Origin of the sequence: Nonomuraea sp. NPDC059023 (assembly GCF_042740095.1) — a bacterium.
Classification (GTDB): domain Bacteria; phylum Actinomycetota; class Actinomycetes; order Streptosporangiales; family Streptosporangiaceae; genus Nonomuraea.
Genome location: NZ_JBHYIO010000001.1, coordinates 599,592 through 621,469, shown reverse-complemented (window position 1 = coordinate 621,469; position 21,878 = coordinate 599,592). Strand labels below are relative to the sequence as shown.

Genomic DNA, 21,878 nt, shown 5'->3' with positions numbered 1-21,878 from the left:
ACCTCTTCCGGCTTACGCCCCCTGCCACCCGAGCAGGCGGCGCTCGATCACGACGAACAGGGAGTTCACCACGTAACCGAGCAGACCGAGCAGCGCGATGGCGGCCCAGACCCCCGGGGTGTCGAACCCCCGCTGTGCCTGCAGCAGCTGATACCCGATCCCGTCGGTGCCGCCGAACAACTCGGAGATCACCATCATGATCAGTGCCAGCGAAAGACTCAACCGCAGACCGGCCAGGATCTTCGGCGCCGCCGCCGGGATGATGACCCTGCGGACCTGCTCGGCGCGGGACAGTCCGAACACGCGGGCCGTCTCGATCTGCAGGACCTCGACCGAGCGGGCGCCGTCGATGGAGTTCAGGAGCACCGGCCAGATGACGCCGAAGACGATCCCGGCCAGCTGCGTGGCCAGGCCTCCCTGCAGCAGCGCGAGGAAGAAGGGCAGCAGCAACGGCGGCGGCACCGAGCGGCCGAACTGGATCAGCGGCCCGGCGTAGTCCTGGGCCGCCCGCGAACGGCCGATCAGCACCCCCGCCAGCACACCGGCCGCGGCGGCCAGCACCCATCCGGTGAACATGCGGGCCAGGCTCGGCAGCAGGTTGGCCACCGCCTCGTCGGTCAGGAACAACCGGGCGGCCGGGCCGGAGAACCAGAGCTCGCGCATCCGGCCCGCGATGGCGGTCGGCGGCGGGAAGTCCGTGTCGGCCTTCAGCCGCGTGAGCACCTCCCACACGACCAGCACGGCGGGCACGAACCACAGCCTGTTCAGCACGCTCACTCCGCCGCTCCCCTGCGCGCCTCGTGCCAGCGGAACAGGCGGCGCTCCCCCGCCACCAGCAGCGTGTTGGCCAGCAGGCCGGCCGCGCCCGCCCAGAGGGTGGCGGCCAGCATGAGATCGGTACGGTTGCCGCTGCCCGCCTGGATGACGAAGACGCCGATGCCGGAGCCGCCTCCGGCCAGCAGTTCCGCGCTGACCGCGAGGATCAGGGCGACACCGGCGGCGATGCGGACACCGGTGGCCACGAACGGGGCGGCGCTGGGCAGGCTGACCCGCCACAGCACCGCCAGGGGGCCGAAGCCGAAGCTGCGCAGGGAGTCCTTGGCCAGGGGGTCGACCTCGCGCATGCCGTACAGCGTGTTGATGAGGATGGGCCACACGGCGGCGTACACGATCACCGAGGCCTTCATCGCGACGTCCACGGGGATGAGCAGGATCGCCAGCGGGATGATCGCCACCGACGGGATGGGACGCATGAACTCCAGCAGCGGGCGGGTCGCCCGCTCGGCGGCGGGCAGCGCGCCGAGCGCCACGCCCGCGGGCACCGCGACGGCCACGGCGGCCAGCAGGCCGAGCGCCCAGTTGAGCAGGGTGGCGGCGACGCCCGCCAGGAACGCGGGGTCGGCCAGGAGCAGCGCGGCCTCGATCAGCACGGCCGAGGGCGGCGGGAACACCACGCCCTCGGCCAGCCAGAAGCGCACGACCAGCTCGGCCACGAGCAGGAACGCGGCGACGCCCGCCGCGCCCCGCACGGCACGCACGCTCATCCGGTGGGGCTGACCAGGAGCGTCTTGACGTCCAGAGGCTGCTTGAGATAGCCGAACTCCAGCATCAGGTCGGCCACCCGCTGCAACCTGGCCGCGTCGAGGTCGGTCGGGAAACTGCCCAGCGTGATCTTCGTGACCGCGGTCTTGTCGATCTTCGAGTACGAGGGGATGACCGCCTCGACGACCTTGCGGTCACCGGCGGCCAGCTTCTGCGCCTTGCCGATCGCGCGCTGGAAGGCGGCGAGCGTCTTGGGGTTCTTCGCGACCCACTCGCCGGTGGCCATCCAGGCGGCGATCGGCAGGTCGGCCGTCGGCCCCGTCATGGTGTCGGCGAGGACGCGCAGGCCCGGCTGGACCTGCGTGGCGGTGATGAACGGCTCGGTCAGCCATGCCGCGTCGGCCTGCCCGGCGGCCAGCGCGTTGCCCATGTCGGGGAAGGGCTTCTCGATGAACTTCACCTCGCCCGGCGCCACGCCCGCGCTCTTCAGCGTCGAGGTGACGGCCAGCGTGCCGATGTTGTTGAGGGTGTTGACCAGGATGGTCTTGCCCTTGAGGTCGGCGACCGCCTGGATCGGGGAGTCCTTGGCCACCATGAGGTCGAAGGTGTTCGGGGCGGCGCCGTAGAGGTCGCCGACCACCTTCACCTTCTCGCCCCTGCTCGCGGCCAGGAACGTGGAGACGTAGTTGGTGTGGGAGACGTCGAGGGCGCCGCTCTTGATCTGCGGCAGCGCGACGGCGCCGCCCTGGATCGTGATCGGCTCGACGGTGAGGCCCTCTTCCTTGAAGAAGCCCTTGGACTGGGCGATGTAGAGGGCGGCCGCGTCGGGGATGGGCAGCGCGCCCACCTTGATGACGGGCTTCTCCAGCCCGCCGGTGGACGCCTGCTCGGCACCGCCGCACGCGGTCAGCGCCAGGGTGGTGGCGAGCAGGAGGGCGGGGATCGTACGTCTCATGGTGCGCGCTCCGGGGGGTGGGGAGGGCCTGCCGCAAGAGACGATATTTCATGACGCGCGGCTTTTCTGACACCTTTTCGACGAGTGAAATCCCCAATCCGGACTCAAAGGCACAAAGCAACGTGAATTCTGGTCAATGCCAGCTATGGCCTCACAATTCGGGCCTCCGCTAGAGTCAGGGGGTCACTCGCGCCCCTCAAGGAACCCAGCCTTGCTCGAGATATCCAACCTCAGCCACACCTACGGCAGCGGCCCCAGCGCCCACCACGCCATCGAAGGCCTCTCCCTGAGCGTCGCCGACGGCGAACTGCTGTGCATCGTCGGCCCCTCCGGCGCCGGCAAGTCCACACTGCTGCGCAGCATCGCCGGCCTCCTCACGCCCACCGGCGGCGAGATCAAGGTCGACGGGCAGGTGGTCACCCACACACCCGACAACCTGGCCGTCGTCTTCCAGGACTACAGCCGCTCGTTGTTCCCGTGGATGTCCGTGGCCGACAACGTCGCCCTGCCACTGCGCCGCAAGAACATGGACAAGAAGGCGCGCAGAGACGCCGCGCAGGAGGCGCTGGAGTCAGTCGGACTGGGGGACGCGGGCAAGAAATACCCGTTCCAGCTGTCCGGCGGCATGCAACAGCGGGTGGCCATCGCCCGCGCCCTCGCCTACCGTCCGACGCTCATGCTCATGGACGAGCCCTTCGGCTCCGTCGACGCCCAGACCCGCGAGGACCTCGAAGACCTCGTCCTCCAGGTACGCGGCCACCACCAGATGACCATCGTGCTCATCACCCACGACATCGACGAGAGCGTGTACGTCGGGGACCGCGTGGTCGTCCTGTCCAAGGCGCCGGCCAACGTGGTCGGCGACCTGCCGGTGGAGCTGCCGTCCCCTCGCGACCAGATCACCACCCGCGAACACCCCGACTTCGTCCACCTCCGCGCCGAGGTGGGCCGCCTGGTCCGCGGCCTGGACTCCAAAACTCCTGCCTGAACTGTCTCCACACGTTTTATGGGTTACGGCAAGCCGCCCCACCCCCACCCGCCGCACGTGGCCGGTGACCTTCCAGGGGAACGCTCCTCCGCCTCCCCGGCCGGCCACCGCGACGTGCGCGCGTAGACCCCCTGAGCGGGAAAACCACCGCACACCCAGGGGCTCACCTCGTGGACCCCAGGCAGCACGCTGCGAGACGTCACCCGGCCACGCCTGGGGGTTCACGCCGGCAAGGGAGCGGTTCCCAACCACAGCCCCCGGTGGGTTTCGGGCCCTTGCTCCCGGTGGGTTTTCGGGCCCGTGTTCCCGGGGTGGGTTCTCGGACTCGTGAGCCCCTGTGGGTTCCCGGGTCCGTGCCCCGGTGGGTTCTGGGGCGGTGTCCTGGGGTGGGTTCTGGGCCGGGGCTGCGGGGGGTTGTTGGCCGGGCTTGGTTGGCTCGGCCAACGTTCTGCGGCTATGCCGGGGCGATCTGGCGGGTCAGGGCGTGTTCGACCAGCGTGATCAGGGTGGACTTGACCGACTCCCTGTTGCGGGCGTCGAGGCGGACGATCGGGGTGCCGTCGCCGACCGTCAGTGCCTCGCGCAGTTCCCGCTCATCGTGCAAGAAGGCCCCGTCCCAGCCGTTCACACCGACCACGAACGGCAGCTTGGCCTCTTCGAAGTAGTCGATGGCCGGGAAGCTGTCGGCCAGGCGGCGCGTGTCCACGAGGACCACCGCGCCGATGGCGCCGCGTACCAGGTCGTCCCACATGAACCAGAACCGGTGCTGACCCGGCGTCCCGAACAGGTACAGGATCAGGTCGCGGTCCAGCGACACCCGGCCGAAGTCCATCGCCACCGTGGTCGTGGTCTTGTTGGGAGTGAGCGACACGTCGTCGACGCCGGCCGACGCGTCGGTCATGACGGCCTCCGTGGTGAGCGGCAGGATCTCAGAGACCGCTCCCACGAACGTCGTCTTGCCCACGCCGAAGCCTCCAGCCACGACGATCTTCGTCGAGGTGAGGCCGGCGCTAGAGCCTGCGAAGTCCACTGAGTACCCTTTCGAGCAAGTTGAGGTCCGGCTTCCCCGCGTCCAGCGCAGGCTGGTGCACGCGGATCAGGCCTTCCGACGCCATGTCGGCGATCAGCACCCGGACCACCCCGAGAGGTTGCCGTAAAAGGGCGGAGATCTCCGCAACCGACCGAACATTTCGTGTCAGCTGGATGATCGCCTGATACTCCGGACTCAAGAGGGAAATATCTTGGTATTCCGACGTCACGGAGGAAACCAGCGCCTCCATGGCAAACTTCATCCGCGGAGCGGTCCGCCCCCCGGTCACGGCATAGGGCCGTACCAGAGAGCTCGGCTTCTGCGGACGGGGCGCCGACGGATGCGGCGGAGTGCTATCACCAGCCCAACCCTGACCTGACACCATGATCTCCTGTCACCGCCCGGCTAGCGGGGGCGGGCCGCCTGCAGCTCCGCCCGTACGGCGGGCGTCAGCACCTGACCGGCCCGCTCCACGAGGAGCGTCATCTGGTAGGCCACCAGGCCCATGTCGCAGTCGGGCGAGGCGAGCACCGCCAGACACGATCCATCACTGATCGACATGATCATCAAAAGGCCGCGTTGCATCTCGATCACCGTCTGGGTGACCATGCCGCCCTCGAAGACGCGGGCCGCGCCCTGGGTCAAGCTGATCACACCGGAGGCGACCGCGGCGAGCTGGTCGGCCCGGTCCTTGGGGAACCCCTCGGAGAAGGCCAGCGGCAGACCGTCCGACGACACGACAACGGTGTGCGCCACACCGGGCACGTTGTTGACGAAATCGGTGATCAGCCAGCTGATGCCACGCGCTCCCTGGCTCAGTTCTCTCATTCCTTCTCCTTCAGATCCTCACGGCCCTGCCGTACACCCTGCTGGAAGCTGGAGAGCCTGCTGCGCAGGCGCTCGGGTGAGATCGGCGGTGCCGGTGACGTCAATGGGGGCTCGGCGGAGCCCGCCGTGCCCGGCACCAGGTTGGCCTTGGGCACGCGCCGCGGCAGGCCCGAGGCGGTGGTACCGCCCCTGGCGGGCTCGGCGGCGGCCTGCGCGGCCTGGAAACCGCTGTCGGCCGGGGAGGTCCAGGAAGCGCCGGCGCCGGACTGTCCCGGCCTGCGCTGCGGCAGCCCGGACTTGCCGACGCCACCCGCCTGCCCGGACGCGGCAGCACCCGCACCGCCGGCACCCGCACCGGGCCCACCGGCACCCGGACCACCGGCGCCGGGACCACCCGCGCCAGGACCCGCATGACCGGAACCCGCACCCGCGTAGCCGGAACCCGCGTGACCGGAACCCGCGTTGCCGGGGCCTCCATAGCCGGAACCGGCGTTGCCGGAGCCCGGCTGACCGGGGCCGCCGTGGCCGGAGCCGCCATAGCCTGCGCCACCGTGGCCGGAGCCGCCGTGGCCGGAGCCAGGGGCGCCCGCGCCCGCGTAGTCCTGGCCAGGGGCTCCTGAACCCGCGTAGTCCTGGCCGGGTCCGCCGGGGTAGTCGGAGGAGCCGCCGGGGCCCGGGTAGCCGGGCTGGCCGCCTGAGTCCCCGTGGCCGCCCTGACCGGCTCCCGCGTAACCGCCCTGGGAGTCCGCGTGGCCGCCGGGGCCTGCGCCCTGGCCGTAGCCCTGGCTCTGGCCGTAACCGGAGACCGGCGGGGGGCCGTCGGCCGAGATGACCGGGTGGGGCATGGTCGGGGGCGAGTCGGCCTCGAAGGAGTCGTAGGCGGGGCTGTTGCCGACCGCGCCGAACGCGCCCGTCCCCGGACCGTTGAAGCCGTCGGAGGAGGAACCCTGAGCGCCGGCGTACCCGCCCTGTCCCACCGGTCCGAACGCGCCGGTCGAAGGACCGGGCAGCTCGGGATCGGCGGGCGGCTCCTGGGCCTTCAGCGGGTCGGGCTCGGGCCGACGGAACCAGTCGGAGCCCACCGACGAGAAGATCGGCAGGAAGTCCTCGCCCTCGGACTCCATGGGCGAGCTGTCGACCACGGGCAGCGGACCGGTGAGGTCCTGCGAGGCGTAGTCGGTGTTGTAGGGCGTGAACAGCCCGTTGCCCGAGCCGTTGCCGTTGGGGGCCGAGGAGGCGACCGACGGCCAGTTCGACTCTTCGCCGAAGGACGGCCACCGCTGGTCGACCTCAAGCGGCGGCGGCTCCTCCGCGAAGGAGGGCCAGCGCTGGTCGGCCGGGAGCGGCGGCGGCTGCTCGGCGAACGACGGCCAGCTCGCCTCGGGCGACTGCTCGGCGAAAGGCGACTCACCGGCGAAGGGGGACTGGCCGTCAAAGGGCTGGCCGTCGAAGGACTGACCGGCGAACGGCTGGCCGGCCGAAGGCTGCTGGTCGGCGAAGGGCTGTTGCTCACCGAAGCGGGGCTGGTCGGCGAAGGGCGGCTGTTCACCGAAGGCGGCGGGCGCCTGGTCGCCGGGCGCGTCCGCGTAAGGCGGCTGACCGGGCTGGGACGACTCCTCGCCGTACGGGTTCCAGCCGCCCGTGTCCGGCACCGGCATCGAACCCGGCCACTGGGTGTCGGCCAGCGACTCGTGGGCGCGTACCTCGGGAGTGTCGGGGTTGGCGTACGGCGGCGAGCCCAGCATGGCCGGGTCGAAGGTGGTGAAGCTGTCGTACTGCCCGCGCTGCTGCGGCACCATGCCGTTGGCGGCGGCGACCAGCATGTCGGGCAGCATGACCAGCGCGCTGAGCCCGCCGGTCTCCCGCATGCGTAGCTGGACCCGGATGCCGTGGCGCAGGGCCAGGCGGCCGACCACGAACAGGCCCATGCGCCGGGACACGGACACGTCCACGACGGGCGGGTTGGCCAGGCGCCAGTTGGCCTCGGCCAGTTCGTCGCCGCTCATGCCGATGCCCAGGTCGCTGATGGTGACGACGAAGCCGCCGTCGGCGGCCGCGCTGGTGACGCTGACCCGGCTCTCGCGCGGCGAGAAGGAGATCGCGTTCTCGATCAGCTCGGCGAGCAGGTGGACGGCGTCGGTGACGGCCGGGCCGACGATCTGGATGTCGGACGGGATCTGGATCTGGACCCGCTCGTAGTTCTCGACCTCCGACAGCGAGGCGCGGGCGATGTCGACCAGCGGGACGGGCTCGCTCCACTTGCGCGCGGCCTCCTGGCCGGCGAGGACCAGGAGGTTCTCGCTGTTGCGGCGCATGCGGGTGGCCAGGTGGTCGAGGCGGAAGAGGTTGGCGAGCCGGTTCTCGTCCTCCTCGCCCTGCTCCAGGCCTTCGATGAGCTGCAGCTGGCGTTCGACGAGCGTCTGCGAGCGGCGCGAGAGGTTGACGAACATGGAGTTGACGTTGGCGCGCAGCTTGGCCTCGTCGCCGGCCAGCCGGATCGCCTCGCGGTGGACCTCGTCGAAGGCCCGTGCCACTTCCCCGATCTCGTCCCGGGTGTTGACGCCGACGGAGGGGACCTCCGGCGTGGCGGCGCCGTCTCCGGACTCGCGCAGCACGCGGACGGTCTCCGGCAGCCTGGTCGTGGCCACCTGGAGCGCCTCGGCGCGCAGCCGGCGCAGCGGGCGTACCAGCGAACCGGCCACGCGGGTGGTGATCACCAGGACGAGGAGCAGCAGCACGAGGATGAGCGCGCCGGAGATGATGGCGTTGCGCTGCTCGGCGTCGCTCAGCTCGCGGGTCTTGGTCACGACGGCCGTGGCGAGCGAGTCTTCCACCTTGCGCATGGCGTTGACGGTCAGCGTGGTGCTGTCGTACCAGAAGAGCAGCTCACGGCGCGGGGTGGCGGTGATGTCGAGGTCGCGGATCTCCTTGTACTCACGCAGCTGGGCCAGGGCGCGCTGGCGCATGGCGTCGGCGCGGTCGATGGCCGGGCCCTTGAGCGTGTCGGTGTACAGGGAGGTGTACTTGGCCTGGGCCTCCTGCTCGAAGGTGGCCAGTTCTGCCTGCTGGGCGTTCCAGGAGCCGAGGAAGTCCGACAGGTCGTCGTAGTCCAGCTTCCGCTCGACCAGCGCGACGGTCAGGATGCCCTGCTGGCGGGCGACCTGCTCCTTGCCGCGCTGGAGAGCGCCGAGGGCGGCCACGTCCTTGATCAGGCTGTCGTCGTCGCCCACCTGGCCGAGCTCGTCCTGGAGGTTCTCCAGGACGTCGATCATCGTCGAGTAGGTGCGGATCGCGGCTCGGGGCGGGACGCTCTCGCCCAGGATCGACTCGCGCAGGCCGTCGAGGCCGATGAGCCAGCGGCGCATGCTCTCGACTTCCTGCCGCACGCGCGGCGCGTGCGCGTCGTCGATGGCGGCCGTGCTGTCGAGCACCTTGGTCTTGGCGCCGTCCACGACGGCGCGCTGCGTGCGCAGTTGCGCCATCCGGCTGGGCCGCCGCTGGTCGGCGATGTACCAGGCGGTGAGCGTGCGCTCCTTGGCCATCTCGTGGGAGAGCGCGCCGATGCGCTGGACCAGCTCGGCGACCTGGGTGAGCCGCCGGTACTCGGCGCTGGTGCCGATCGCGTTGGCAAGCTGAATACCGGCCAGGAGCACACCGACGATGGTGGGGATGAGGATCAGGGCCACCAACCTAGAGCGCACACGCCAGTTAGCCAGCCGGAACCGTCCGCCTGTGTACTCCCCTGGCGTCGCGTGCCTGGGGTTTTCCGTCCTCACTGACTCTCGCTACCTCTCGCGCTACGTGCTCGAAAAATCTGACACGCGTGCGGCGCATGGGATTCCGCGGGCGTGGGTAATTGGAACACAACCCGTACCAGATCGGCCAACCGTGCATTTCCCATCAAACGCGACCAAACGTGTCATTTCGGTCGGTTTCGCCTTCAGCTTTCAGGCCGGCCGGAAAGAGTCCCGCTCGGCCGGGGCAGCGTGTTTGATCATCAGGTGACGGGTCACCGAGTACTCCTGAACGGCCTCCTGGCTCATGTCCTTGCCGAATCCGCTGCCCTTGACGCCGCCGTGCGGGGCCTCGCTGGCGATCGGAAGATGGTCGTTTACCCAGGTCACACCCACGTCCAGGCGATGCGACACCCTCATGGCCCGCGCCACGTCCCGCGACCAGACCGATGAGGCCAGGCCGTAGCGGGTGTCGTTGGCCAGCCGTACCGCATCGTCCTCGTGATCGAACGGAAGCACCACAAGGACCGGACCGAAAAGTTCACCTTGCACGATTTCACTGTCCTGCGCCACGCCGGTGACGAGCGTCGGCGGGTAGTAGAACCCGGGGCCGTCGATCGGCGTCCCGCCGTGCACCACCCGGGCGCCCGCCCGCTCGACGAAGCCGTGCACCCGCTCGCGATGGGCCGCCGAGACCAGCGGGCCGATGTCCGTGGCCGCGTCCCAGGGGTCGCCTACGGTGATCTTGGCGAGGGTCGCCCGAAGAGCCTCGACCGTGTCGTCGAAGACCGTCCTGGCGACGTAGACGCGCGTGGCGGCGGTGCAGTCCTGGCCGGTGTTGTAGGTGGCGCCCATGGCCACGCCGCGCGCCGCCTCCTCCAGGTCGGCGTCCTCGAACACCAGAGCCGGGGCCTTGCCGCCGAGCTCCAGGTGGACCCGCTTGAGCGTGCGGGCCGCGCCGGTCATGACCGCGCGGCCGGTCTCGGTGGAGCCCGTCACGCTGACCATGTCCACGCCGGGGTCGGTCACCAGCGCCTCGCCCACGGCCCCGTCGCCGAGCACCACCTGCACGAGCCCCTCGGGCGCGCCGGCCCGCGCGAACAGCTCCGCCAGCCGCAGCGTGGAACGAGGGGTCTGCGGCGCGGGCTTGATGACGACCGCGTTTCCAGCCGCGACCGCAGGCCCCACCTTCCATACGGCCATGATGAACGGAAAGTTCCACGGCGCGATCGACCCGACCACCCCGACGGGGCGGCGCAGCAGCACCGAGGTGTACCCGGCGCTGAGCACACCGGCTCCGGTGCCGTCCAGCGAGCGCGCGGCCCCGGCGAAGAAACGCAGGTTGTCGACGGCGAACGGCAGCTCGCCGTCGCGGAAGACCGCGGCCGGCTTGCCCGTCTCCTCGACCTCCAGCCTGGTCAGCTCCTCGGCGTCGGCCTCCACGAGGTCGGCCAGGCGCAGCAGCAGCCGCGCCCGCTCGGCCGGAGTGGTCTGCGACCACTCCTCGAAAGCCCGCCGGGCCTTGCGTACGGCTACCGCCACCTCCCCCACCGGAGTGTCGGGAAGATCGGCGAAGGGCTGCCCGGTGGCCGGGTTGATCAGTTGGCGCATGGGGTTCTTTCCTTGGATGACCCGGTACGGCCCGGCGGTGCGGGCCGTACCGGCGGATTACTTCAGGCCGAGCTGCTCGATGAGGTCGGCGGCCTTGCGCAGGCCGTCGCGCTCGCGGATCTCCTCGCCGGTGGCGGCCAGCTCGGCACGCAGTTCGGCGTCGCCGAGCAGGCGCTCCAGGGCGCCCTTCAGCTCCTCGTCGGTGAAGGTGTAGGTCGACAGCCGCACGCCGTAGCCGAGCTCGTCCACGCGCTGGGCGTTGTCGTACTGGTCCCAGAACAGCGGCAGCAGGATCATCGGCTTGCCGAAGTGCAGGGCCTCGACGGTGGTGTTGTTGCCGCCGTGGGTGATCACCAGGTCGCAGAGCGGGATGATCTTCGTCTGGGGCAGGAACTCCGCACCGTACATGTTGTCGGCCAGCTTGATCTCCTCGTGCAGCGGGCCCTTGGAGACGATGAACTGGTGCGGGGTGGTGGCCAGCACGTCGATCACCCGCTGCATGAGCTCCACGTCGGAGGAGCCGAGCGAGCCCAGCGAGAAGTAGACCAGCGCGCCGTCCCCCCTCTCGAAGGGCAGCTCGAAGGCCTCCTCGGTCTCGCGCACGGAGGAGTCGAGCCGGTGCCACGACGGGCCCAGCGGGCGGGCGTTGGTGTAGTCGAGCACCTCGGGGTACACGTAGAGGTTCAGGTCGCCCTCGTGGATGAAGTCGAGGTCGGGCAGCGGGCTCGTGCCCTGCTCGACGCACCAGGCGTTGAAGGCGGTCCAGATCTCGCGGTGGGTGCGCTCGTACTCGGCGCGGAAGGCGTCCCAGCCGGCGCGGTCGTCGGCGGGCAGGCCGGAGAAGACCGGCGCGATGTTCTCGCCGCGCACCTCCAGCGGGTTGCACGACACGATGCGCGCGAACTTCTTGCCCGCGGTCAGCAGCGCCGGGAAGGTGATCACGTTGTCCTCGACGATGACATCGGGGTTCACGCGCTCGATGATGGCCTTGAGCTGCGGCTCGCAGTACTTGGCACCCTCGATGAGGGAGTCCCAGATCGGCTTGGTGACGGTCGCGAGCTGCTCCAGGGTGGTCTTGCGGTACTCCGGCGCGGTCTCGCGGATGAAGTCCTTCCAGAACTGGCCGGGGTCCTGCTCCTCGGCGTCCTCTGCCGGGGGAGCCAGGTCGACCAGGTCCTCCTCGAAGCCGAGCGCTTCGAGCTTGCCCTTCCAGGACGCCTCGGCCGCGAAGACGACCCGGTGTCCGCGGCGGCGCAGGATGTCGCCGATGCCGATGCTGTTGTTCGTCGGCCCGTACGCGCTCTCGGGCATGAACAGGATGGTGAGAGCCATGTGGTCACTCCGGGGGGAACGTCAATCTGAACGGGAATTCAAATGCTGATCTAGCGTAAAGGTCAACTTCGCGGCACTATGGTGACGGATTTGCTGAACTGTGGTGCATCGGGGGTGGGCGTGGCCCAGCGCAAGAGTCGCACGGATCGCCGTATCGATCTGATCGAGGCGGCGCGACGAGCCATCATCCGGCATGGCGTCGACGGAGTGCAGCTCTCGCACGTGGCCGAGGAGGCCGGTCTGACCTCCGGTGCCGTGCTCTATCACTACCCCGACCTCAACGAGCTGCTCGTCGAGGCCCAGCACGCGGGCATGGAGCGCTTCTACGAGCAGCGCCTGCGGCAGATCGCCGCCGTCATGGACCCGGTGGAGAAGCTGGTCATGACGATCCGCTCCGGGCTGCCCACCGGGCCGCTCGACCCGGACGTGCGCCTGCTCAACGAGCTCGGCGGGGCCGCGGGCCGCAACCGGATGTACGGCGTGCTGCTCACCTCGCTCTACGACCGCCAGGTGTCGATGTACCAGTCGATCCTGGACACCGGGGCCGCGCTCGGCGTGTTCACGCTGAGCGCGGACGCGCTGACGATCTCGCGCAACCTGGTGGCTCTGGAGGACGCCTACGGCTACCGCATCACCGCCAGGCACCCGGTGATCGGCCCGGCGGAGGCGGTGGAGCTGATCCTCTCCTACGCGCGCGCGGCGACCGGCAACGACCTCGCTCATTGAACCGCCGGGAGCAGGACCGCGTCCCGCTCCCCCCACTGCAGCCCGACCTCGGCGCCGGGCTTCACCGCGCTGGCGCCCTGCACGGCCACGAGCACGGGCTTGACCTGGCCGGGCACCTCGACGGAGATGTGCGAGACGCCGCCGTAGAAGCTGACGTCGAGGACGCTGCCCTTCAGCGGGCCGTCCTCGGTCAGTTCCAGCTTCTCCGGCCGTACGGCCAGCAGCGCCGCCGCCCCTTCCGGCACCTGGTCGACGGCCGTGCCGCGCAGGGTGCCGAAGTTCTCGGTGCGCAGGGTGCCGTCGGCGCCGGCCGTACCGGCGAAGAGGTTGTTGGCGCCGACGAAGTCGGCCACGAAGCGGGAGCGGGGCCGCTCGTAGAGCTCGACGGGGCGGTCCACCTGGCGCACGCGGCCGGTGTCGAAGACCGCGATGCGGTCGGCCAGTGACATGGCCTCCTCCTGGTCGTGGGTGACGACCACGAAGGTGATGCCGACCTCGTGCTGCAGCCGCTTGAGCTCCAGCTGCATGTCCGCGCGGACCTTCTTGTCCAGGGCCGACAGGGGCTCGTCGAGCAGGAGCAGCCGGGGGCGCTTGACGATGGCCCTGGCCAGGGCGACGCGCTGGCGCTGGCCACCGGACAGCTGCTGCGGCTTCCTGTTCGCCTGGGCGGACAGGCCGACGGTCTCCAGCACCTCGCCGACGCGCTTCTTGACCTCGCCGCGGGGCAGTTTCTCGCGCTCCAGGCCGTAGGCGACGTTCTTGGCGACGCTCATGTGCGGGAACAGCGCGTAGGACTGGAACATGAGGTTGATCGGCCGCTTGTTGGGCGCCAGCGTGAGCAGGTCGGCGCCGTCGAGCGAGACCGAGCCGCCGTCGGGCGTCTCGAAGCCGGCCAGGATGCGCAGGAGCGTCGTCTTGCCGCAGCCCGAGGGGCCGAGCAGCGCGAAGAACTCGCCCTGGCCGATCTCCAGCGAGACCCCGTCGAGCGCGGTGACCTCGCCGAACCGGCGCGTGATGCCGTCAATCTTGAGCACGGGACTCCCCGATCTTCGTCAGCCGCTGCCCCGCGATCACCGCGGTGAAGCTCACCAGCAGGAGGATCGAGGCCAGGGCGTTGATCTCCGGGGTCACCCCGAATCGGATCATTGAGTAGATGATGATCGGCAGCGTCGGGTCGGCGTTGCCGATCGTGAAGAAGGCGATGACGAACTCGTCGAGCGAGAGCGTGAACGCCAGCAGCGCCCCTGCGATGATGCCGGGCGTGAGCTGCGGCAGCGTGACCTTCACGAAGGTGGTCACCGGGCCCGCGCCCAGGTCGCGGCTGGCCTCTTCCAGCGAGGTGTCGGCGCCCGTGAGCCTGGTGCGCACGACCGCCGCCACGAACGCCGTCGAGAACACCGCGTGCGCCAGGATCACCGAGTGGTGGCCGAGCGTCTGGTTGAGCGTGATGAACAACATCAGCAGCCCGATCCCGAGCACCAGGTCAGGCAGAACGGCCGGCATCAGGGCCACCGCGTCCAAGATCTTGGAGCGCGTGTAGCGGGCCAGGCCGACGGCCAGCAGGGTACCGAGGACCGTGGCGATCGCGGTCGAGCTCACCGCCACGATCAGCGTGTTGACCAGGCCCGAGATGACCCGTTCGTCGGCGAGCAACTCGCCGTACCACTTCAGGCTGAAGCCCTCGTAGGTGTAGGCCGACTCACCGGAGTTGAACGACATCGCGACCAGGACCGCGATCGGCAGGTAGAGGAAGACGATCGTCGCCCAGAACGGGACGGAGAGGAGCTTCGGCCTACGCACGGCGGGCCGCCCAGGACTGCACCATGAGCAGCACGATCAGAACGGCGATCAGCGCGAGTGTCAGCGTGGCGCCGAAGGGCTCGTCGCGCGCCTGCAGGAACTGCGTCCTGATCAGGTTGCCGACCATGATGGACTTGCCGCCGCCGAGCAGGTCGGGGATGACGAAGTTGCCGAAGCTCGGCACGAACACGAACAGGCACCCGGTCAGCACACCCGGGATCGTCAGCGGCAGGGTCACCTTGCGGAAGGTGGTGAAGGCGGAGGCGCCCAGGTTGGCCGAGGCCTCGCGCAGCTGCGGGTCGAGCCTCTCGATCGCCGCGTACAGCGGCAGCACCATCAGCGGAATGTAGGAGTAGAGCAGGCCGACGACGATCGCGCCGTCCTTGTAGAGCAGCTCCAGCTTGGTGCCGAGCACCGAGTTCACGATGCCGGGACCGCTCAGCAAGATGATCCACGCGTAGATGCGGATGATGAAGTTCGTCCAGAACGGCAGCACGATGGCCACCAGCGCGATGGTCTTCCAGTTGCGGGGCAGCTGCGCGATGAAGTACGCCGTGGGGTAGCCGATCAGCAGCGCGAGCAGCGTGGTGATCCCGGCGATCTTCAGCGAGTTGCCGAGCACGCTCAGGTACAGCGGGTCGATCAGCCGGGTGAAGTTCTCGGTGGTGAACTCGTAGACGATGCCGCCGAACCGGCCCCGCCGGAAGAACGCGGCGCTCAGCACCAGCGCCAGCGGCACCAGCAGCAGCACGATCAGGTAGGTCAGTCCCGGCGACAGGAAAGCGAACGCCGCGAAACGGCGCCCCCGTGCAGGGGACGCCGGCCGGGTCTTGGTCTGGCTCGTCACGTCGGCTTACTGCGCCTGGACCTCGGTCGACAGGCGGGTGTACTTCGTCGACGCCTCGCCCAGGTCACGAATGGACTCGCCGTTGAGCAGCTCGGCGGGCTTGATGCCCAGCAGCGAGCCCTCGGGCACCTTGACGGCGTCCATGGCGGCCTTGTTCGGGACCTTGTAGTTGATGTTCTCGGCGGCCCAGCCGTGGATCTTCGGGTCCAGGATGTAGTTGATCAGGGCGTGCGCGGCCTCCTTGTTCTTGGAGGACTTCATGATCACCATGGTGTCCACCCAGAGGTCGCTGCCCTCCTTCGGGACCACGAACTTGATGTTCTTCTTCGGGTCGGTGGTCGGGCACCAGCCGTCCCACGCCTCGACCATCACGGCCGCGCCGGACTTGAGCTTGTCGCCGAACGTGGTGTCGTCGTACTGGAGCAGGTTCGGCTTGGCGGCGACGAGCAGTTCCTTGGCCTTGGCGATCTCGTCGTCCTTGTCGGTGTTGACCGAGTAGCCGAGCGCCTTGAGGGCGGGCAGGGCCAGCCAGCGCTCGGTGGTCATCATCGTGACCTTCTTCTGCGCCCAGGCCGGCGGCTTGAGGATGTCGTTCCAGCTGGTGGGCTCGGCCTTCACCAGGTCGGAGCGGTAGCAGATGCCCGTGGTGCCCCAGGTGTAGGGCACGGAGTACTTGTTGCCCTTGTCGTAGGACAGCTGGGTGGCCTCGGGGTAGAGGTTGCTCAGGTTCGGGATCAGCTCGGGGTGGATCGGCTCCAGAAGCCCCTGCTCCCACAGTGCCTGCGCGTACTGGCCCGACACGAACGCCACGTCGATGCCGCTGTCACCGGGGACGGTCAGCTTCTTCATGGCCGTCTCGTTGGTGTCGTGCAGGTTGATCTTGACGTTGGAGACCTTGAGGTCCTGCTTGACCTTGTCGGGTAGCTCCTTGGGCGTGTAACCGTCCCAGACCGTGACCTCGAGCGACTGCTTGGACAGGTCGGCGTTGGCGTTGAGCTGGGCCGCACTGGCGCTGGGCGCGGCCTGTGCGCCGGTGCTGGTCGACTCACCACCGCCGCACGCTGCAGCGGCGAGCGCGAGGCCGGCAACCGCGACGGCGGCCGGAAGACGACGGGTGAACCGGGTACGGAACACGGTCGCTACTCCTTCAGGAATTCGGGGAAGAGGTCGCGCAACCATCCAGGCACGCCAGACCAGGAGAGGAGTGTTGCAGTAGAAATCAACATGAGCAAGACTTTTCCGGACATTGCCACCTGGAAGTTTGGTCTGCCTGTTGAACTCGGATTCAATATGGGAGCGGTTGCTCTCTGTGGGTGAGAATCCCCTTACCGAACGGGATCACGGCCTCACCGCCGCGCTCCTCGCCGCGCTGGCGTCGCAGCCGCCGGCGCCGTTCGCCGTGCGCCGCTTCCAGCCGCTGCCCACTCTGTCGTACGGCGAAGCTGATCAGGGCACCGGGGTGGCGCTTGAACGCGGCTTCGGCGAGCACGTGGACATGACCAACCACTCGGTCGTCGTGGCCGAATCGGTGGTCGTCAAATGGCTCACGCCGCCCGTTCCGCTCCCCCACCCGACGCCCGAGATCTTCGCCCACCTCGTTGACGCCGGCTTCAACGAAACAGCTCCTCCTTACGCGGCTCTGACACGCTCCGACGGGAAGTCGGAGCTCCTGCTCGCCCTGGTCACGGGCTACCTTCCGGACGCCACGGACGGGTGGGAGTGGTGCGTGGACGCCTGCCGTTCAGCCGACATCTCCTTCGCGACGCCGCTCGGCCACCTGGCCGCCAACCTTCACACCGCGCTGTCCACCCTTCCCCCGCCCGCAGACCCGGATCCCGGGCTGCTGACGCGGGCGCTGGACGCCCTGGAAGAGGCGCTGGCCGTGACCGGCGGGACGGACGGCGCGTGGCTGGCCGCCCGAGCCGGCAGGATGCGCGCGGAACTGGCCCCGCTCGGCGCCCCGGCTGCCGGGCCGAGGATCAGGATCCACGGCGACCTGCACGTGGGCCAGATCCTGCGCTGGCGCGACGGCTACGCGGTCATCGACTTCGACGGCAACCCCACGGTGGCGGACGCGGCGCCGTACCAGCCGCCGGCCAGGGACCTCGCGCAACTGACCACGAGCCTGGAGCACGTCGCCCAGGTGGCGATCAGACGCCGCGGCACCGCGCCCGCCGAGGCCGCCGAGTGGGTACGGCGAGCGAAGCGCGAGATGCTGGCCGCCTACACCGGCGCCTGCGACCTGCTCGACCCCGCCCTGATCCGGCCGTTCGAGGTCGAGCAGGAGTGCCGCGAGCTGATCTACGCCGCCCGCCACCTGCCCCGCTGGCGCTACGCCCCGATGGGCGTGCTGCGCACCTGGTACGACGAGAAAGAGGACCCCGCGTGAACCCCGAGCTGTTCCTGGCCGACCTGGAGGCCAAGCCCGAGGCCCTGGCCAAGCTGGCTGAGTCGCTGTCGGATGACCCGTTCGCGGCGATCCCCGGCGACGTCGATCGCGTGGTGTTCCTGGGCATGGGCAGCTCCCGCTACGCCGCGGGCGTGGCGGCGCTGCGGCTGCGGGCGGCCGGGGTGAACGCGGTGGCCGAGTACGCCTCCGCGCGGGCCTCGTTCCCGGCGGCGCGCGGCACGCTCGTGGTGCCGATCTCGGCGACCGGAGGCAGCAGGGAGACCCTGGACGCCGTCGCCCGTTACCGGGGCGGGCAGGCGTTCGTCGCCGCGCTCACCAACGACCCCGGCTCGGCGGTGGCCGAGGGCGCCGACGCGGTCGTGGACATGCTGGCGGGCGAGGAGCGGGGCGGGGTGGCCTGCCGTACCTTCCAGCACACGCTCGCGCTCCTGCTCGCCCTGGAGGCGCGGCTGAGCCGCGGCCACCGCGGCGTGGCCGGGACGGTGTGGCAGGCGGCCGAGGCCACCGCGGACCTGCTGGACCGGCGCGAGGAGTGGCTGCCGCGCGCCATCGAGCTCCTGGACGGCCCGCACGGCGTCTACACGATCGCCCCCGCCGAGCACCTGTCGTCGGCGGAGCAGTCGGCGCTGATGTTCCGCGAGGGGCCGCGCCGCGCGGCCGACGCGTGCGAGACCGGCGACTGGTCGCACGTGGACGTGTACCTGACCAAGACCCTCGACTACCGCGCCATCCTCTTCCCCGGCTCCGCCTACGACGCGCAGGCGATGGAGTGGGTGGAGCAGCGCGGCTCGACGGTGCTCGCCGTCGGCGCCGGGCTGCCGGGCGCGGCGGCGTCCGTCCGCTACACGCACGACACCGACCCGGACGTCGCGCTGCTGACGGAGACGCTGGTCGCCGAGCTGATCGCCGCCCACTGGTGGTCAATCTGACCGCCCTCCGGTCCTGACCGCTCTGCGGGCGTGCTTTTCTCCGGTACTGCGGCGCGGGCCGTACCGGAGATCAGCTCGTGTGGAAGCGGCGGTGCAGCGCGCGGATCTCGGCGGTCAGCGCGGGGGCGGGGCCGTCGACCACGGCGCCCGGCACCACGGCGCCGATGGGCAGCGTGGCGACCGGCGGCGCGGGCACCCCCAGCTCCCCGAGCCACTCGCCGAGCTGCTCCGACGAGGCGGCGTACACGATGCGGCCGAGCCCGACCCAGCCGTGGGCGGCCGCGCACATCGGGCAGTGCTCCCCCGAGGTGTACACGGTCGCCGCCGCCCGCTCCCGCGGCGTCAGGTTGGCCGCCGCCCAGCGGGCGATCTCGAACTCCGGGTGCCGGGTGTGGTCGCCGCCCGCCACGTGGTTGTGGTCCTCGAACAGCACCGCGCCCTCGCCGGACACCAGCACGGAGCCGAACGGCTGGTCGCCCTTGTCCAGCGCCAGCGCCGCCAGCTCCACGCAGCGCCGCAGGTGCAGCAGGTCCCTGTCGTCCATGTCGCCTCCCCCGATCACGGCAACCTATCCCTGGTGCCGGTAGAAGGGCGTGGGGATCGGGTCGAGCGGCGTGTTGCCGAGGATCAGGTCGGCGGACTTCTCGGCGAGCATCATGACGGGCGCGTAGATGTTGCCGTTCGTCACGTACGGCATGGCCGAGGCGTCGACCACCCTCAGCCCCTCCAGCCCGTGCACGCGCATCGTCTCCGGGTCCAGGACCGACATCTCGTCCACGCCCATCCTGGCGGTGCACGAGGGGTGCAGGGCGGTCTCGCCGTCCTTGCGCACCCAGTCGAGGATCTGCTCGTCGGTCTCGACCTCGGGCCCGGGGGAGATCTCACCGCCGTTCAGCCCCTCCCAGGCGGGCTGGGCCAGGATGGCGCGGGCGTGGCGGATCGCCTCCACCCACTCCCTGCGGTCCTGGTCGGTGGACAGGTAGTTGAAGCGCAGCTGGGGCTTGACCCGTACGTCCGGCGAGGTGACGCGGACCGAGCCGCGGGCGTCGGAGTACATGGGGCCGATGTGCACCTGGTAGCCGTGCCCGCCGGCCGGGGCCGAGCCGTCGTAGCGGACCGCGATCGGCAGGAAGTGGAACATCAGGTTGGGGTAGGCGACCTCGTCGTTGGAGCGGATGAAGCCGCCGGCCTCGAAGTGGTTGGTGGCGCCCGGCCCGCGGCGCAGGAACAGCCAGTTCGCGCCGATGAACGGCCGGCGCCACATGGCCAGCGACGGCTGCATCGAGACCGGCTTCAGGCAGGCGTGCTGGACGTAGACCTCCAGGTGGTCCTGCAGGTGCTCGCCGACGCCCGGCAGGTCGTGCACGACGGGCACGCCGGCCCGCTCCAGCACCGCCTTGGGGCCGACGCCGGAGACCTGGAGCAGTTGCGGGGTGTTGATCGCGCCGCCGCAGAGGATGATCTCCTTGGCCGCGATCCGCTCGCCGTCGCAGATGACGCCGGCCGCCCTGGTGCCCTCGAAGACGACCTTCTCGACGAAGGCCCGGGTGCGGACGGTCAGGTTGGGGCGGCGCCGTACCGGATGGAGGTAGGCGCGGGCGGCGCTCAGACGGCGGCCGCGGTGGAGGTTGCGGTCGAAGGCGGCGAAACCCTCCTGCCGGAAGCCGTTCACGTCGTCGGTGAGCGGGTGACCCGCCTCCTGGACCGCCTTGAAGAACGCCTCGAACAGCGGCCCTTCGGCGCGGCCCCGCTCCAGCTTGAGCGGGCCGTCGCCGCCGCGCCACTGGCCGCCGGGGTCGGCCAGGCAGTTCTCCATCTTCTTGAAGTACGGCAGGCAGTGGGCGTAGTCCCAGGACTTCATGCCCGGGTCGGCCGCCCAGCGCTCGTAGTCCAGCGGGTTGCCGCGCTGGAAGATCATGCCGTTGATGCTGCTGGAGCCGCCGAGCACCTTGCCGCGGGCGTGGTAGACGCGGCGGTCGTTCATGTGCGGCTCGGGCTCCGACTCGTACTTCCAGTCGTAGAAGCGGCTGCCGATGGGGAACATGAGCGCCGCCGGCATGTGGATGAACACGTCCCACGGGTAGTCGGGCCGGCCCGCCTCCAGCACCAGCACGCTGACCGAGGGGTCGGCGCTGAGCCGGTTGGCGAGCGCGCAGCCCGCCGACCCCCCTCCCACGATGACGAAATCGTAGCTCACCTGGGGATCCAGTCCTTCCACACGATCTTGTTCTCGTCGACCCACTTCTTGGCGGCCTGCTCGGCGGTCATCTTCTCGTTGACCATGTCACTGGCGACCTTGTTCTGGTGGTCGTTGGTCCAGTTGAAGTTGCGGACCAGCTCGTAGGCCTTGCCGCCGGTGCGGGCGAAGTCCGCGCTGACGATCTTGTCCAGGAGGTAGGGCGGGTAGTCGCAGGCCACCGTCTCGGTGTCGGCGTCGCACCCGATCGCGTACGCGGGCAGGTTGATCTTGACGAGTTTGATCTTGGTGAACAGCCACTGGGGTTCGTAGAAATACATCAGCAGCGGCTTCTTCTTGGCGGTCGCCTGCTGGGCCGCCTTGATGAGCGCGTCCTCGCTGCCGGAGTAGACGACCTTGAAATTGAGGCCGAGGTTGCGGATGATCGCCTCGTCGTTCGTGACGAAGGTCGGATCGCCCGCCAAGAACTGCCCGGCATTTCCCGACTTGGTGGTCTTGAAGAGCGCGGCGTACTTGTTCAAATTTCTATAATTGGTGATGTCTGGATATCTCCCGACCATCCACTCAGGGACATACCATCCGATCACCCCTTTGTTCCCCGTCAAACCGGCGGGGACTGCCGCCTTCTTCTCCTCGATCCACTCCTTCTTCTCCGCGGGGTGGCCCCAATTCTCGACGATCACGTCCACCTTGCCGGCGGCGAAATCGGGCCACGACTTGTCCTCTGTGATCTTTCGCGTCTCCACCTTGTAGCCGAGCTCGTGCTCCAGCAGATAGGCGAGCACGCCCGCGGTCGCCTCGTACCCGACCCAGGCGTGCATGTCGATCTTCACGGTGCCCTGCGTGCCGGGGGCGGCCTTGGGCTCCTCACCGGTGCAGGCGGACAGCAGCAGGACCGCGACCAGCAGCCCCGCGAGCGGTTTGGTTGGCATCACAGGTCCTCGTGGCC

20 protein-coding genes are annotated in these 21,878 nt (G+C 69.7%); 4 read left to right on the top strand and 16 right to left on the bottom strand.

Translation table 11 applies throughout. From position 1 onward, the window contains the following. Window positions 1–12 precede the first annotated feature (12 nt). Genes ACFWYW_RS02865 through ACFWYW_RS02855 form a run of 3 tightly spaced genes read right to left on the bottom strand, consistent with a single transcriptional unit; the run spans window position 13 to window position 2,497 of the window. Window positions 13–777, bottom strand: coding sequence for an ABC transporter permease (locus ACFWYW_RS02865; RefSeq protein WP_379640890.1), 765 nt, complete (start codon window positions 775–777; stop codon window positions 13–15). Beyond that, a complete protein-coding gene (locus ACFWYW_RS02860; protein WP_379620312.1) occupies window positions 774–1,544 on the bottom strand; it encodes an ABC transporter permease in 771 nt (256 codons plus the stop codon). Before ACFWYW_RS02860 ends, ACFWYW_RS02865 begins: the two co-directional genes overlap by 4 nt. After that, window positions 1,541–2,497 carry an ABC transporter substrate-binding protein gene (locus ACFWYW_RS02855; protein ID WP_379620310.1) on the bottom strand — a complete coding sequence of 319 codons (957 nt, stop codon included), beginning with the start codon at window positions 2,495–2,497 and terminating at the stop codon, window positions 1,541–1,543. The genes ACFWYW_RS02860 and ACFWYW_RS02855 overlap by 4 nt, the downstream gene beginning before the upstream one ends. Window positions 2,498–2,708: 211 nt before the next feature. Here ACFWYW_RS02855 and ACFWYW_RS02850 point away from each other — a divergent pair, with 211 nt between their 5' ends. After that, window positions 2,709–3,485 (top strand): ABC transporter ATP-binding protein, encoded by a 777-nt coding sequence (locus tag ACFWYW_RS02850; RefSeq protein ID WP_379620308.1) that lies wholly within the window; start codon window positions 2,709–2,711, stop codon window positions 3,483–3,485. A gap of 454 nt (window positions 3,486–3,939) precedes the next feature. Here the strand turns inward: ACFWYW_RS02850 and ACFWYW_RS02845 are convergent, their stop codons facing one another. The 6 genes from ACFWYW_RS02845 to ACFWYW_RS02820 all read right to left on the bottom strand — a co-directional run bounded on the left by ACFWYW_RS02845 (window position 3,940) and on the right by ACFWYW_RS02820 (window position 12,020). Continuing rightward, window positions 3,940–4,515 (bottom strand): ATP/GTP-binding protein, encoded by a 576-nt coding sequence (locus ACFWYW_RS02845; protein WP_184965600.1) that lies wholly within the window; start codon window positions 4,513–4,515, stop codon window positions 3,940–3,942. Next, entirely contained in the window at window positions 4,496–4,900 is a 405-nt protein-coding gene (locus ACFWYW_RS02840; RefSeq protein WP_214641576.1) for a DUF742 domain-containing protein, read from the bottom strand. The genes ACFWYW_RS02845 and ACFWYW_RS02840 overlap by 20 nt, the downstream gene beginning before the upstream one ends. A gap of 20 nt (window positions 4,901–4,920) precedes the next feature. Then, window positions 4,921–5,343 (bottom strand): roadblock/LC7 domain-containing protein, encoded by a 423-nt coding sequence (locus ACFWYW_RS02835; protein WP_157250067.1) that lies wholly within the window; start codon window positions 5,341–5,343, stop codon window positions 4,921–4,923. Then, window positions 5,340–9,029: a nitrate- and nitrite sensing domain-containing protein gene (locus tag ACFWYW_RS02830; RefSeq protein WP_379620304.1), complete on the bottom strand. Its 3,690-nt coding sequence runs from the start codon at window positions 9,027–9,029 to the stop codon at window positions 5,340–5,342. Before ACFWYW_RS02830 ends, ACFWYW_RS02835 begins: the two co-directional genes overlap by 4 nt. A 261-nt stretch (window positions 9,030–9,290) precedes the next feature. Next, window positions 9,291–10,706: an aminobutyraldehyde dehydrogenase gene (locus ACFWYW_RS02825; RefSeq protein WP_379620461.1), complete on the bottom strand. Its 1,416-nt coding sequence runs from the start codon at window positions 10,704–10,706 to the stop codon at window positions 9,291–9,293. Window positions 10,707–10,745: 39 nt separating this feature from the next. Continuing rightward, window positions 10,746–12,020, bottom strand: coding sequence for a glycosyltransferase (locus tag ACFWYW_RS02820; RefSeq protein WP_379620302.1), 1,275 nt, complete (start codon window positions 12,018–12,020; stop codon window positions 10,746–10,748). A 120-nt stretch (window positions 12,021–12,140) separates the two neighbouring features. Between ACFWYW_RS02820 and ACFWYW_RS02815 the strand changes: the two genes are divergently transcribed. Beyond that, complete coding sequence (locus ACFWYW_RS02815; RefSeq protein ID WP_379620300.1) at window positions 12,141–12,746, top strand: TetR/AcrR family transcriptional regulator; 606 nt, start codon at window positions 12,141–12,143, stop codon at window positions 12,744–12,746. Here ACFWYW_RS02815 and ACFWYW_RS02810 read toward each other — a convergent pair. From ACFWYW_RS02810 to ACFWYW_RS02795, 4 genes are read right to left on the bottom strand one after another with little or no spacing between them, the layout of a single operon-like run. Further along, window positions 12,740–13,780, bottom strand: coding sequence for an ABC transporter ATP-binding protein (locus ACFWYW_RS02810; protein ID WP_379620298.1), 1,041 nt, complete (start codon window positions 13,778–13,780; stop codon window positions 12,740–12,742). The two genes, ACFWYW_RS02815 and ACFWYW_RS02810, sit on opposite strands and share 7 nt — an antisense overlap. After that, entirely contained in the window at window positions 13,767–14,546 is a 780-nt protein-coding gene (locus ACFWYW_RS02805) for an ABC transporter permease (RefSeq protein ID WP_379620296.1), read from the bottom strand. The genes ACFWYW_RS02810 and ACFWYW_RS02805 overlap by 14 nt, the downstream gene beginning before the upstream one ends. After that, window positions 14,539–15,393 carry an ABC transporter permease gene (locus ACFWYW_RS02800; RefSeq protein ID WP_379620294.1) on the bottom strand — a complete coding sequence of 285 codons (855 nt, stop codon included), beginning with the start codon at window positions 15,391–15,393 and terminating at the stop codon, window positions 14,539–14,541. Before ACFWYW_RS02800 ends, ACFWYW_RS02805 begins: the two co-directional genes overlap by 8 nt. 6 nt (window positions 15,394–15,399) lie before the next feature. Beyond that, on the bottom strand, window positions 15,400–16,527 hold the full coding sequence (locus tag ACFWYW_RS02795; protein ID WP_379620292.1) for a spermidine/putrescine ABC transporter substrate-binding protein: 1,128 nt from the start codon (window positions 16,525–16,527) through the stop codon (window positions 15,400–15,402). A gap of 175 nt (window positions 16,528–16,702) precedes the next feature. Between ACFWYW_RS02795 and ACFWYW_RS02790 the strand changes: the two genes are divergently transcribed. Both ACFWYW_RS02790 and ACFWYW_RS02785 read left to right on the top strand, forming a co-directional pair. Further along, window positions 16,703–17,782: a phosphotransferase gene (locus tag ACFWYW_RS02790; protein ID WP_379620290.1), complete on the top strand. Its 1,080-nt coding sequence runs from the start codon at window positions 16,703–16,705 to the stop codon at window positions 17,780–17,782. Next, window positions 17,779–18,732, top strand: a complete 954-nt coding sequence (locus ACFWYW_RS02785; protein WP_379620288.1) for an SIS domain-containing protein — start codon at window positions 17,779–17,781, stop codon at window positions 18,730–18,732. The genes ACFWYW_RS02790 and ACFWYW_RS02785 overlap by 4 nt, the downstream gene beginning before the upstream one ends. 70 nt (window positions 18,733–18,802) lie before the next feature. Here the strand turns inward: ACFWYW_RS02785 and ACFWYW_RS02780 are convergent, their stop codons facing one another. From ACFWYW_RS02780 to ACFWYW_RS02770, 3 genes are read right to left on the bottom strand one after another with little or no spacing between them, the layout of a single operon-like run. Next, window positions 18,803–19,276, bottom strand: a complete 474-nt coding sequence (locus ACFWYW_RS02780; RefSeq protein ID WP_379620286.1) for a nucleoside deaminase — start codon at window positions 19,274–19,276, stop codon at window positions 18,803–18,805. A 24-nt stretch (window positions 19,277–19,300) separates the two neighbouring features. Then, window positions 19,301–20,929 (bottom strand): choline dehydrogenase, encoded by a 1,629-nt coding sequence (gene betA / locus ACFWYW_RS02775; RefSeq protein ID WP_379620284.1) that lies wholly within the window; start codon window positions 20,927–20,929, stop codon window positions 19,301–19,303. Then, entirely contained in the window at window positions 20,926–21,861 is a 936-nt protein-coding gene (locus tag ACFWYW_RS02770) for an ABC transporter substrate-binding protein (protein WP_379620282.1), read from the bottom strand. The genes betA and ACFWYW_RS02770 overlap by 4 nt, the downstream gene beginning before the upstream one ends. Window positions 21,862–21,878: the final 17 nt, after the last annotated feature.

Bases quoted from the DNA above. Each gene is read 5' to 3' on its own strand.
- ACFWYW_RS02860 (WP_379620312.1), bottom strand. From the start codon at position 1,544: ATGAGCGTGCGTGCCGTGCGGGGCGCGGCGGGCGTCGCCGCGTTCCTG.
- ACFWYW_RS02855 (WP_379620310.1), bottom strand. From the start codon at position 2,497: ATGAGACGTACGATCCCCGCCCTCCTGCTCGCCACCACCCTGGCGCTG.
- ACFWYW_RS02840 (WP_214641576.1), bottom strand. From the start codon at position 4,900: ATGGTGTCAGGTCAGGGTTGGGCTGGTGATAGCACTCCGCCGCATCCG.
- ACFWYW_RS02835 (WP_157250067.1), bottom strand. From the start codon at position 5,343: ATGAGAGAACTGAGCCAGGGAGCGCGTGGCATCAGCTGGCTGATCACC.
- ACFWYW_RS02820 (WP_379620302.1), bottom strand. From the start codon at position 12,020: ATGGCTCTCACCATCCTGTTCATGCCCGAGAGCGCGTACGGGCCGACG.
- ACFWYW_RS02780 (WP_379620286.1), bottom strand. From the start codon at position 19,276: ATGGACGACAGGGACCTGCTGCACCTGCGGCGCTGCGTGGAGCTGGCG.
- ACFWYW_RS02770 (WP_379620282.1), bottom strand. From the start codon at position 21,861: ATGCCAACCAAACCGCTCGCGGGGCTGCTGGTCGCGGTCCTGCTGCTG.